A 12,395-nucleotide genomic window follows, 5' to 3' on the forward strand; every position below is an offset into this window, starting at 1 on the left:
AAATTATTAAAACTATAAAGGATGATTCAATGAAAATACAAAAATCTTGGCCCAAAGCCCTCCTCTGGGCGCTGACAGCTCTGCTCGCCATTGGGCTGACCGGCTGTGGAGCAACCTCCGGCAGCCCATCCGGCAATAAAAAAACCAACGGCAGCGACAAAACGGTCAATATCGGCTATGTTAACTGGGCGGAAGCCGTAGCCGTCAGCAACCTCTGGAAAGTTATCCTGGAGGAACAAGGTTACAACGTAAAGATGACAAGCCTTGATGCCGCTCCCCTCTTTGTGGGACTCTCCGCAGGAAATTTAGATATCTTCATGGACAGCTGGCTCCCCACTACTCATCAAATTTTCTGGGATAAATATAAAAACAAGCTGGATGATTATGGTGTATGGTATACTGACGAAGCAAAAATCGGCCTTGTGGTGCCTGAGTATGTGGAGATCAGCTCCATCGAAGAATTGAACGCATACAAAGACCGATTCAGCGGCAGAATTACGGGTATTGATCCCGGCGCCGGAATTATGAAAGCTACTGAAACTGCTATTGACAGCTACAACCTGGAGTTTAACCTGATTCAAAGTTCTGAAGCCGCTATGCTGGCCGCTTTAGACAAAGCCTATCGCAACCAGGAATGGATTGCCGTTACCGGTTGGAGCCCCCATTGGAAATTCGCCAAATATGATTTAAAATACCTTGAAGATCCAAAGGGCAGCTACGGCCAGTCTGAGCAGATTCACACTTTGGCCAACAAGGAGTTTACCCAAGCTCATCCCGAAGTCGCGGCAATGCTCAAGAAATTTGAGCTCAATGATCAACAGCTCGGTACCTTGGAGGGTTATATTAACGAGGGTATGAAACCTGAAGAAGCGGCCCAAAAATGGATGGCTGAGAATCGGGACTTAGTGGACAGCTGGCTCAAATAGGAAGTTAAAAACCCCCTGCGGCATCCCCTCCAGTGCAATGCACCGGGATAGCCCAGGGGGTTTTAACTAGCTAATATTCATGGTTTTCCACTGTAGTTTAACCTCGTTCAATTGGGACGGTCCGGTTTTGCACCCGGTTGGGGAGGCTGGCCCTTCATATCGCCAAAGTTGCCACCTTTGCCGCCTCCCATGCCGTCCATGCCGCTGCCCATGCCCCCGCCATTAGAGGTGGCCACTGAAGATAGAGTCACCGTTTCCTCAAGGGGGCCGGCAGTTAAAGTATAGGTCCCCCCTTGGACAAGATCCGGAGAGCTGAGGTGAACTGAGGTAAATTCCTTATTTGCCGTCCACTTCAGGATGACCTTATCATTGACATCGGTTAAGGTTACCTCACTTCCTGCCGCCACAGAGGTTGAAAGATTATGAAGCAAGGAATATTGGCCGGACTCTTCAGAAAACCCTTGAGCCATCCCGCTGCTCCCTGTGGCCATCAGGACTCCGCCGCTAATCGTGGCCGTTCCGTCATAATCCAGGGCAGCGTTGCCATTATTGATAGGACCGCTTACGGTAATCGTTCCCCCCTCGACGAACAGGTTGCCGTTGGAATCCAGACCGTCCCCGGCGGCATCGACTTTAATCTCACCGCCGCTGATCCGCAAATAGTGATCTGTGCTTTCCTGAGTGAAGCTGTTCTGCCCGGGCCGGCCAAAAGCTGAGCCGTCGTTGCCCCCGGCTACGTTCAGGCCGTCGTCACGGGCTGTGACTTCTATGATCCCGCCTGTGATGGTTATGGTATTTCCTTCAATGCCCTCATAGCTTTTAGCCACCAGAAGAATTCCCCCGGTGATGGTCAAATCACCATCGGCATGAAGCCCATCATCTCCTGAACTGACAGCGTAAGTGCCTCCGGTAATGACCAGCTTGCCATTGCTGTGCAGGGCATCGTCGGAAGAATCGATATCAAAACTTCCTTCATTAAGAATCATCTCTTTACCGGCTTTAAATCCTTTGGCGCTGGGAGTGTCCTCGACCGTTGCAGTTTCAGTTGCTGTTTCAGGCGGGGCGCCATTGACGTTCTCAGGATTTCCCGGAGGCCCGCCCCACATGCCCCAGCTGCCCCGTTCATTGCCCTGGGAATCCGTGCTGGCGTTTTCACTGCCCCCCCCGGTCATGATCTTGAACGTACCCCCGTCGGTCTGGAGAAGGGTTTCGGCCTGGAAGGCATCCCCTTGGGTCTCGATGGCAAAGGTGCCGCCGGCAATATAGACAAACCCTCTGGTCTCATCCTCGGTGTTATCTGATTGAACAGCATCTCCCTGAGTCTTCAAGGCAAAGATGCCATCTTTGATTTTGACACAATCCTTGCCATGCAATCCCTGGCCTTGAGCGGTCACGGAGAGCTTGCCGCCGGTGATGACCAGATCATCTTTGGAGACAATCCCGTGTTTATAGTGAGCGATGACATTCAGGGCACCGCCGCCATTGATGGTGAGATCAGCCTTGCTGTAAATCACTCCATCCACATTGACCTCATCCCTTTGCACATACTCCGCACCGTCGCTCAGGGTATTTTGGCTGTCTGTGGCCAGGGTTATGAACACTTTGTCCGCTTCCTTAATATACAAAGCCGCATGATCCTCGTTATGGATACTCACTCCCCTCAGGACCAGCTGAATCTTATCCGTGTCCGGTGCATCGACGATGATTTGCCCATCAGGCAAGGATCCGGATAAAACATACGTCCCCTCCTGTGTAATGCTCACCGTCTCCCCCTCGGCCTCAGCACCTGAACCCGCCACCTCAATGCCGCTATCGCTTAAAGTAATTTGGGTGGCCGTCCCCTCGTCAAAACCCACGTCCAAATCACGAGCCGAAAAACTAAGGTCAAATTCCGCTGACGAAGTTACCGGGGAGGAGATGGCCACAGAGGCATCACCCATTTCCTGTTGGCTTCCGGCCTTGCCGCAGCCTGTGAGCCCCAAGGTCAAGACCAGGAAAAGGGAGACTAATGTGTACCCCTTTGACCTTATTTTCTTCATTATAGTTCCTCCTTACGCACGCTGACCCTACCGCAGAGTATCTCCAGATTGCCGTTGCGGCAGCGAAGTTCGTTAATCAGTTCTCGTTCTTTGTTCATATCTTTCAACAGGATTCGGTAATCCAATTTAAAGAGACTTCCCATATTAGTGGTTTTAACCTGGACTAAATCCCATTTGCTCAGATACCGCTCAAAAAGATCATCAAAAACTCCAGAGTAATCCAACCCTTCAGGAATCGTAATCCGCAAGGTTTTCTCAGCATTTTTCTGTTCGCCGAACCCCACCCAATCCAGCAAAAGATTGGTCAAGCCAAGGATCAGTGTAAACATAACGGCAATGCCCAAGAATCCCATACCTGTGGCCAAACCGATGGCCATAGCCAGGAAAATACTGCTGATTTCCTTAGCAGAACCGGGAATGGAACGGAAACGGACCAGGCTGAACGCCCCCATAACGGCAAGACCGGCTCCCAGGTTGCCGTTGACCAGCATGATCACCAGCTGAACGATTGCCGGCAAGGTGGCTAAAGTAGCTACGAAACTTTTGCTATAAGAATAAGCGTTGCGATACATATAGAAACAAGCAATAATAATCCCCAGTAAGAGGGAGACCCCTGTGCAAAGCAAAAAAGATTGCCAGGGAAAAGCCGTTCCGGCAGCCTCTATATTCAATATACTTTGAAAAATACTGTCAAGCAATGATTTTTCCCCCTTTATTTAATATTTGACCTGCTGAGGAAGTCAGATAAGCCTTGCCGTATTTGGAGAAGGAGCTCGGGTAGATTGCCAGTTCGTCCAAAATGTGTGCAAGCCACAAGGGCATGGCGCCGGCAATTTTGATCTCCATAAGCCGCTGTCCCGGAACCAGCAACGAGCGCCCCCAAGGTGCCATGCTTAAATCAAGCTCATCCTGACGCCAGAGAATATCTTGATCGAAGGTAATTCTTAGTCCGGGATCCTCAATACCGGAAAGAGCCAGGCGCTCATAGGAGATATACATGGCGGGACCAATCTCTCCATAGAACTTGAGGAACCAGTCGATTTCTTGCGTGATCTGACTGGCGTTGCGGGCCGGTTTTCTATGGTAGAGATACTCCACCGCCTCTTCCAGAGACATTACCGTTCGTCGCTTATAGACCACACCCTGGAACTTTTTCTTAAGCTCTACAAAAACCTGATCATGACCATGGGGAGTACCATAACTTCTTAGTCTTAATTTTTCTTTATAGAGCGGTTTTTCCAGGGACGCGGAAATCAAGTGATAATCCGGGGTATCGAAATAGATCGTGTTAATCCTGCTTTGCTTGAACTTATCCTCTTTTACTTTTCCTGCCGCTCTTTTGAGCAGGTGCCGATACTGTTCTTCATTCAGCATATATTTCTTTTCATAGCGTTTAAAAACAGATTGATAGGTGCTCATCCAGTTGCCCTCCCGATTTCTTATTTAACCTTACTTTACAATGTCTTAACGATGACTTAACAATCGCTATGATTAAAGTTTATCTGCTGAACCTTAAACTCACTTTAAAGCTTCCGCACTTCATAGAAGTTCAGCAAAACTTTGCCTTTATATAAAAAGAACCACGAATCTGTCCTGAGCACAGACTCGTGGTTCTTTTTATACACTTATCTTCCGATTATAAACTTATCTTAATAGTCTTCCCGGAGGCCAAACTCGGCATCTTCCACCCACTCCTCCGAGCGGCTGAGCAAAGCGGTCAATTGTTCCAGAATGGCATAGTGCTCCTTTTCCTGGAGAATCAGATAGTCAAACAAAGCTTTGGTCTCCCCATCCGCTGCTTCAGAAGAGCATTTTTGATAGAGAAGGATGCTTTCTTTTTCATTGTCCAGGGCGGCCCGATAGACATCGATCTGACTGGGAATTTCCTTAATCTCGTTTTTAATCCTGTCTTTATCACTGAAAACGTTTTTGGCCGTGGCCAGGGTCTCATTCGGTTCCAGGGTATAGTTCAGGTTCTTGGTCTTCTTCTCTAAGATCTGAGCATGCATTTTTTCATCATCGGCCAGCATTAAGAAAATCGCCCTCAAGCTGTTGGCTTGATTGATCACTGCTTGCTCCCGGTAATAGCGTTCTCCATCCAGTTCCATTTTAATCGCAAATTCTAAAGCATTCACTGCCATCCCTCCTGTTCATGTTCATGTTCAATGAGTTAGCTTAGGTTAGCTTATTCTTGTCCACCCAAATGACATAAGACTCCATAAATTTCTGTAAAAACCCGCGGGTCCGCTCATTGGTAAGGTTACCGTTTTCATCAAAAACAGTGGCGATATTGCCCAGATAAGCTTCCGGAGCCTGCATCGTCGACACATTTAAGCAGGAGAGGGTTTGGCGGAGGTGATGGTTCGCCCCAAAGCCGCCGATTGAACCCGGCGAAGCCGTCAGGACCGCCCCGGGTTTCCCTCCCCACACGCTCTTACTGGGCGGTCTGGACCCTACATCAAGTGCATTCTTAAGCACCCCAGGCACCGACCGGTTATACTCGGGACTTACAAAGAGAAAGGCATCACAGCTTTTCATCTTTTCACGAAAAACAGTCCAGGCTTCCGGAAGGTTACCCGGCTCGTCAAGATCCTCGTTATAGAGAGCCAGCTCACCGATCGCCACGTTTTCCAGTTCAAGGGATTGCGGGGCCACTTCCTTAAGGGCCTTGCTCAGCTTCCGGCAAAAAGAATCCTTGCGTAAACTTCCCACCAGGACGCCAACCTTTATTCGACTCACAAATCATCACCTCAATTTAAGTATTTTGACCAAGGGAATACTATATATTTGGCTAATTATAACATATAATTTACCCTTTAGCTTCCTTAACTAAATATATCTGATGTTTTCCTTGAGCAATTCCACACCTCTCGCTCCTCTGCCGGTAACCCAGCAGAAGGAGAGCTTGACATGAAATTCGACACTGGTGTCGAATTTCAACTCTTCTTACCTGTTTCAGAACCCATGGGCAGATAGTTCTGATCGATAGTTTAAATGACTACCATAAAACTTATGCCCTGCTCCCGCCGTTCGACAGTGATCCTGCCCTGGTGAGCGGTCACAATAGCCTGAGCTACGGAGAGCCCGATTCCGTAACCGCCGCTTTCCCGGGAACGGGATGTCTCACCGCGGGCAAAGCGATCAAAAAGAGGGTTAAGATCCCCTTCAGGCAACGGATCACAGGTATTATAAACTTCTAAGCAGATGGTTTTACCCCGTTTCTTCAAAGAAACTTTTAATTGTCCATGTTCAGCGGCATATTTTACCCCATTATCCACCAGGATGGTCACTAAATAACGCAGGCTGCTCTCTTCTCCTTTAATCAGCAGACCCGGCTGAATATCCAGCACAAAGTCCAGTCCCTTTTTCTCCCCAAGAGCCGTGAAACTTCCGGCCGTTTCCTCGACGAGATCGCTGAAGGACAAATTTTCGAAGGTTAACTCCACTTTCCCTTCATCCATTTTGGCCAGGGTGAGAAGATTCTTCACCAGTTCGTCCAACCGTTTCACCTGGTGCTGAATGCTTTGTGTCCACTCATTTTTGCCGTTGGTCAGCTCTAAAACCTCACTATTGGCGGCAATAATGGCCAAGGGCGTCTTGATTTCATGACCGGCATCGGTGATGAACTGCTTTTGCCTCTCCATATTTTCAATAACCGGCCGTATGGCCCGTCTCGATAAGGCGGAGACCAGAATAAAGAGGATCAAGAGGCTAATCAGCGCAATACCTATGGAATTCCAGAGAAAATCTTTGCTGGTATTGATCTGCCTGCTGCAATCCATAAGGATCAACAAATTGCCATAATCTTTTTCGGCAATCAAGTAGCGGTACTGTCCTAAATAACCTTTAACCCGTCCCTCCTTCAACAGCTTTTGGGCATAGTCCATGGCCTCAGCGGAGGAAACACCGGCAATATGGCTGGTGTCGATCTCGGTAATGGACTGGTCCTTATTGGTCCGAATCAGGAAATAACGGGTTTCAAAGGGAGTTTCCTCCGTCATCCGAAAACCGCTGCGGGGTTCCCGGCGGGGCGGCTCCCCATGACCTAAGGGAGGAAACCGCCCCTCGTTCTCGGCCAGGGTTGCCAATAGATTATCGGCATTTTGCGTAACATGCCCGACATTAACCAGATTAAGGGAGCCGAGGACAACCACCATGACCACCAATAAGGAAAGCATAGCAATGGCGATAAAGCGCTTTTGCAGATTTTTAACCATGACTGTCCTCCAAGGTATACCCTAAACCGCGGGAGGCTTTAATCGTTACAGTGGATCCTAATGCAGTCAGTTTTTTGCGCAGATAGGATATATAGACCCATACCACATTAATTTCCGCTTCCGCATCATAGCCCCAGATTCGTTCCATAAACTGTTCCGTGGAGATCAGCCGGTTGGGGCTGCTCATCATCATCTCCATCATCTGATACTCTTTGTTGCCTAACCGTATGGAACCTTTCTCACCGGATAATTCATAGTTTGCCCGATCCAGCTGCAAATTGCCTACGGTGAGAAGATTGGGGGCAAATTCCGTCTTGCGCCGGGTGATGGCCCGAATCCGCGCTAAAAGTTCCCCCATGGCAAAAGGCTTGGTCAGGTAATCATCTGCCCCATGATCCAAACCTTCAATCCGGTCCTCGATCTCCCCTTTAGCTGTGAGCATTAAGATTGGGGTGGAAATTCCTTTTTCCCGCAGCTTGGCAAGAACCTCCAGACCATTCATCTTCGGCATCATGATATCCAGAAGGATGCCGTCATAGTTCCCGGCCAAAGCCCAATCCAGAGCATCAGCCCCATTATCTACCGCATCCACAGAATAATTGTTGTGTTTGAGAATGGCTGTTAAAGCATTGGCCAGTTCCAGTTCATCCTCTGCTAATAATAATCTCATCATACCCCTCCCTTTTTCCATGGGATCGGCCAGAGTCTTTTTCTAATGATTCTATCCTATTCAGCTTAAATATACTTTAAAAACAGCAACTAACCAAGGAAACCCAGATGCTCCAAAAGGATCTTAAGCCCCATCAGAATCAGAATCACCCCGCCGGCCAGCTCCGCTCTGGCCTTATAACATTCTCCAAAAACATTGCCGATCTTAACCCCCAGGAAGGAAAAAAGGAAAGTGATCACCCCAATCATAAACACCGCAGGCACGATATCCACATGCAAAAAAGCAAAGGTAATGCCAACCGCCAGAGCGTCAATGCTGGTGGCTAAGGATAGAATGATCATGTCCTTAAGATTAAAGCGATCTTCGATAATTTCACAAGGGCCTCTGGATTCCTTAATCATGTTCAGGCCAATGAGAGAAAGCAGAATAAAAGCAATCCAATGGTCGATTGCCGTAATATAAGACTCAAACCGTGTTCCCAGCAAAAAGCCGATCAGAGGCATTAAAGCCTGAAATCCCCCGAAAAAAAACCCGGTGATCAATGCTGTCTTGTAGCTCATCCGCCTCATGGACAAACCTTTGCTGATAGCCACGGCGAAAGCATCCATAGAAAGCCCCACAGCGATTAAGAATAACTCCAGATTTCCCATTATCATACTCCTTACTTCAACTTAATTTTATAGTTCCCCGGATCGCCGCGAATTTTACTTAAAAAATCCACCGGAATTAAAACAAGACCCACGGGTAGCTTTAAGAACTACCCATGAGTCTTGTCTTTTAAGACAAGCCAGACCTAAGCGGTCATTATGTTGACTTGCCACATAGCCATAACTATGCTGACTACTCCCCCATGGAAACCTTATATCGTCAATATTATACCATCAATCCGTCAATATTCAATCTGTTTTTCCCCTCTGCTCTATAATATTCCCTTTTAAGTCAAAGTGACAGCCACAAAATAATACCCTATAATGGTAATTACACAAGGAGGAGGATTTCATGCGGTATGGCAGGCCCCAGGTGCGAAGCACCCGCTCTCCGCTAACTGAAGAAGAAAAACAAAATAAGCCCAAGGTCACCAAAGCCTTTCTACGGCGGATTTTAAGCTACCTCCTGCCCTACTGGCCGCGACTCGCCCTGGTATTCGCGGCGATCATTCTTTCATCTCTTCTTGGGCTCCTTCCCCCTTTATTGTCCGGACGTATTATTGACGACGGGCTGCTCGGCAGAGACTTCCCCCTTCTGGTCCAGTTGATCCTGCTTTCTTTTATCGTTTTGATCATCGCCAACCTGATTAATGTCCTGGAGAACTACCTGACCACCTGGGTCGCTCAGCATATCATCTACGATATGAAAAATCAGATGTATGACCATTTACAGCAAATGTCTCACCGTTTTTTCACGAACAATCATCAAGGCGATATCATCACCCGCATGACCACGGATATCAACGGAGTGCAAACCGTCATTGTGGGCACCTTGACCAGACTTGTCAGCAATACCATTATCCTCGTGACAACCTTAGCGGCCCTTGTCCAAAAGAACTGGCTTCTGGCTTTGATCAGCATGACTATCGTCCCTTTGTTCATTCTCCCCACCAATCAAGTGGGCAATCGCCGCTGGTCCCTGACCATGGCCAAGCAGGAGCAAACAGATGCCTCCAATCAACTGTTTAATGAAACCTTAAGCGTCAGCGGTCAGCTGTTGGTTAAATTATTTACCCGCGAAAATAAAGAGTATGCGAAATTTGAGAAGTTCAACCGGGAGATTACCCGTTTAAGCATCCGGGAAATTCTCGTGGGCCGCTGGTTCCGGGTCATTTTTGATACCTTCACCAATATGGGCCCCATGATCATTTACTTAGCCGGCGGCTTCCTCATGATCAAGATGGGCTCGGGCCTGACTGTAGGGGATATTACCGTGGTCGTCGCCTTGCTGGGACGTCTCTATCTTCCTGTGAATGTCCTTTTAACCATTCAGGTGGATATCATCCGTTCCCTGGCTCTCTTTTCCAGAGTCTTTGAGTATTTTGATATCCCTGTTGAAATTAAAAACTCTCCCCAGGCTATTGTCCCCAAGGAGTGTGCCGGAACAATCGTCTTTGAGCGGGTTTCTTTTCATTATGAGGGAAAACCCGTCCTGAAGAATATCAATCTGACCATCGAAAAAGGGAAATCCGTGGCTATTGTGGGACCTTCAGGTACAGGAAAAACCACCTTGATCAACCTCATCCCCCGTTTATATGATGTGACCGGTGGCAGGGTCCTTCTGGATGGGCAGGATGTTCGGGACCTTGACCTGAACTTTCTGCGCCAAAATATCGGCATGGTTGCTCAGGACACCTATCTCTTCAACGGAACCATTCGCGAGAACCTCCACTATGCCAATGAGCATGCCCAAGAAGAGGATTTGATCAGGGTGTGTCGGGAAGCCAATATCTATGATTTTATCCGTACCCTGCCTGACGGTTTTGACACGTTGGTCGGCAACCGGGGGTTAAAACTGTCCGGCGGTGAAAAGCAGCGCCTTGCCATCGCCCGGGTTCTCCTCAAGAACCCCAAAGTGCTGATCATGGATGAAGCCACCTCTTCTTTGGATTCCCTCAGCGAATCCCTGATCCAGGAAGCTATCGAACCCATACTTAAAGGCAGAACCAGCGTTATTATCGCCCATCGGCTCTCTACAATTATGGCCGTGGATGACATTATCGTCTTACAAGAAGGGGAAATCGTCCAACAAGGGACCCATTGGGAGCTGCTTAAAGAAGACGGACTCTATAAATTGCTCTATGAGACCCAGTTTAAAATAGCCCTGGAGGATCTGGAGCACCGTTAGGGCAAAAAACACCCTCAAGCTTTGGCAGTAAAGTCTTGAGGGTGCTTTCATATCTAGTCTTAAGCTTGGGGAGTCAAGGTCCGTTTTAAGAACTCCCGGGTCCGCTCCTGTGTGGGGTTATTAAAGATCTCCTCCGGAGGACCCTCCTCGGCGATCACCCCTTTATCCATAAAGACCACCCGATCGGAAACCTCTTTGGCAAAGCCCATTTCATGGGTAACCACCAACATGGTCAGTCCCGACTCAGCTAATTCTTTCATAACCTTCAGCACTTCTCCCACCATCTCCGGGTCCAGGGCGGAGGTAGGCTCGTCAAAGAGCATCACATCCGGTTCCATGGACAGAGCCCGGGCAATGGCTACCCGTTGTTTTTGCCCTCCCGACAATTGCTTGGGCTTGGCATTGATGTATTGCTCCATCCCTACAACTTTCAGGTATTTCATAGCCACTTCCTCAGCCTCGGCCTTGGAACGCTTCAATAATTTGATTTGCCCTACCATGCAATTGTTCAGGACATTATGGTTATTGAACAAATTGAACTGCTGAAAGACCATCCCCAGCTTTTGGCGGTATTGATAGACATCATGCTGATCATCGAGAATGTTTTCCCCTTTATAGATGATCTGGCCGCCGCTGGGTTTCTCCAAAAGGTTAATGCAGCGCAGCAGGGTGGATTTGCCGGAACCGGATGAGCCGATGATACAGACCACTTCTCCTTTGCGCACGGAAAAATCAATATCCTTCAAGACTTCATTAGAGCCAAAGGATTTGCTTAAATGTTGAACTTCAATGACTTTTGCCAAGTGTGTTCCTCCTTCCTCAATCGGCTCTTGTCCCTCAGGTCTTGGTTCTGCGCAGCATACTCTCGGCAGTCTGCACCTGCATTTGATTCATAATATAGCTTTCCGGTCCATCCATCCTTCTTTCAATATAACGAAGAATGCGCGTTACCGTAAAGGTCATGATGAAGTAGAGGATACAGGCCACAAAGAAGGCTTCAAAGTAGCGGAAGTTGTTCCCGGCGATGGACTTGGTTTGGAAATACAGTTCCGTAACGGAGATAACATTGAGAACAGAGGTATCTTTAATATTGATTACAAATTCATTCCCTGTAGCCGGGAGAATATTGCGGATAACCTGAGGCAATACCACATTGGTCATGGTCTGAATATGATTCATGCCGATGGCATGGGCCGCTTCAAACTGTCCTTTGTCAATGGATATAATGCCGCCGCGGACGATCTCGGCCATATAGGCCCCGGTATTAATAGAAACGATAAAAATTCCCGCAAAGATATGATTCATATGAATGTTAAAAGCTAAGGCGGACCCATAATAAATAACCATAGCCTGAACGATCATGGGGGTTCCCCGGAAAAACTCAATATAGCTTGCCAAAAGAGCATTGACCACTTTCAGCAAAATGCGTTTAATCCCCCGTTCCGGCATGGGGATAGTGCGTATAACACCGATAATAAGTCCGATGAGAGAGCCAATGATGGTACCGATGATGGAGATTAAAAGGGTGAACCCTGCTCCGCGCAGAAACATGGGCCAGTTTTCGGTCAAAATGCGTATGATCCAATCTAAGCTCATCATTCTCCTCCTTACAAAAATATCACTAACCCCATAGTTGATGAGGCATTTTCAAAAAACAGGACAAAACCGACTGCATTGAATGTAGCCGGTTTTATAAAACATTATTCCC

The 12,395-nt window shown here is 48.0% G+C and carries 12 protein-coding genes; 2 read left to right on the forward strand and 10 right to left on the reverse strand.

Annotation, left to right across the window (positions count from 1 at the left end):
* The first annotated feature begins 29 nt into the window (after nt 1–29).
* Nucleotides 30–926 carry a glycine betaine ABC transporter substrate-binding protein gene (locus DESLBE_RS05255; RefSeq protein ID WP_144675488.1) on the forward strand — a complete coding sequence of 299 codons (897 nt, stop codon included), beginning with the start codon at nt 30–32 and terminating at the stop codon, nt 924–926.
* A 107-nt stretch (nt 927–1,033) separates the two neighbouring features.
* Here the strand turns inward: DESLBE_RS05255 and DESLBE_RS05260 are convergent, their stop codons facing one another.
* The 8 genes from DESLBE_RS05260 to DESLBE_RS05295 all read right to left on the reverse strand — a co-directional run bounded on the left by DESLBE_RS05260 (nt 1,034) and on the right by DESLBE_RS05295 (nt 8,508).
* Nucleotides 1,034–2,965 carry a carbohydrate-binding domain-containing protein gene (locus DESLBE_RS05260; protein ID WP_144675490.1) on the reverse strand — a complete coding sequence of 644 codons (1,932 nt, stop codon included), beginning with the start codon at nt 2,963–2,965 and terminating at the stop codon, nt 1,034–1,036.
* Nucleotides 2,965–3,663 (reverse strand): DUF4956 domain-containing protein, encoded by a 699-nt coding sequence (locus DESLBE_RS05265; RefSeq protein ID WP_005814522.1) that lies wholly within the window; start codon nt 3,661–3,663, stop codon nt 2,965–2,967. Before DESLBE_RS05265 ends, DESLBE_RS05260 begins: the two co-directional genes overlap by 1 nt.
* Complete coding sequence (locus DESLBE_RS05270) at nt 3,656–4,384, reverse strand: polyphosphate polymerase domain-containing protein (protein ID WP_144675492.1); 729 nt, start codon at nt 4,382–4,384, stop codon at nt 3,656–3,658. Before DESLBE_RS05270 ends, DESLBE_RS05265 begins: the two co-directional genes overlap by 8 nt.
* Nucleotides 4,385–4,614: 230 nt before the next feature.
* The gene (locus DESLBE_RS05275; RefSeq protein WP_011459578.1) at nt 4,615–5,100 is read right to left on the reverse strand and encodes a ferritin family protein; all 486 of its coding nucleotides are present in this window, start codon (nt 5,098–5,100) and stop codon (nt 4,615–4,617) included.
* Nucleotides 5,101–5,140: 40 nt separating this feature from the next.
* Nucleotides 5,141–5,704, reverse strand: coding sequence for an NAD(P)H-dependent oxidoreductase (locus DESLBE_RS05280; protein ID WP_144675494.1), 564 nt, complete (start codon nt 5,702–5,704; stop codon nt 5,141–5,143).
* Nucleotides 5,705–5,955: 251 nt separating this feature from the next.
* A complete protein-coding gene (locus DESLBE_RS05285; protein WP_144675496.1) occupies nt 5,956–7,182 on the reverse strand; it encodes a HAMP domain-containing sensor histidine kinase in 1,227 nt (408 codons plus the stop codon).
* Nucleotides 7,175–7,852: a response regulator transcription factor gene (locus DESLBE_RS05290; protein ID WP_015943969.1), complete on the reverse strand. Its 678-nt coding sequence runs from the start codon at nt 7,850–7,852 to the stop codon at nt 7,175–7,177. The genes DESLBE_RS05285 and DESLBE_RS05290 overlap by 8 nt, the downstream gene beginning before the upstream one ends.
* Before the next feature lie 89 nt (nt 7,853–7,941).
* The gene (locus tag DESLBE_RS05295) at nt 7,942–8,508 is read right to left on the reverse strand and encodes a manganese efflux pump MntP family protein (RefSeq protein ID WP_172625377.1); all 567 of its coding nucleotides are present in this window, start codon (nt 8,506–8,508) and stop codon (nt 7,942–7,944) included.
* Between the two features lie 343 nt (nt 8,509–8,851).
* Between DESLBE_RS05295 and DESLBE_RS05300 the strand changes: the two genes are divergently transcribed.
* Entirely contained in the window at nt 8,852–10,687 is a 1,836-nt protein-coding gene (locus DESLBE_RS05300) for an ABC transporter ATP-binding protein (protein WP_144675500.1), read from the forward strand.
* A 59-nt stretch (nt 10,688–10,746) separates the two neighbouring features.
* Here the strand turns inward: DESLBE_RS05300 and DESLBE_RS05305 are convergent, their stop codons facing one another.
* Nucleotides 10,747–11,490 carry an amino acid ABC transporter ATP-binding protein gene (locus tag DESLBE_RS05305; RefSeq protein ID WP_144675502.1) on the reverse strand — a complete coding sequence of 248 codons (744 nt, stop codon included), beginning with the start codon at nt 11,488–11,490 and terminating at the stop codon, nt 10,747–10,749.
* Nucleotides 11,491–11,524: 34 nt separating this feature from the next.
* A complete protein-coding gene (locus DESLBE_RS05310; RefSeq protein ID WP_005814504.1) occupies nt 11,525–12,286 on the reverse strand; it encodes an amino acid ABC transporter permease in 762 nt (253 codons plus the stop codon).
* Nucleotides 12,287–12,395: the final 109 nt, after the last annotated feature.

This window comes from Desulfitobacterium sp. LBE (assembly GCF_007830365.1).
Classification (GTDB): Bacteria; Bacillota; Desulfitobacteriia; order Desulfitobacteriales; family Desulfitobacteriaceae; genus Desulfitobacterium; species Desulfitobacterium hafniense.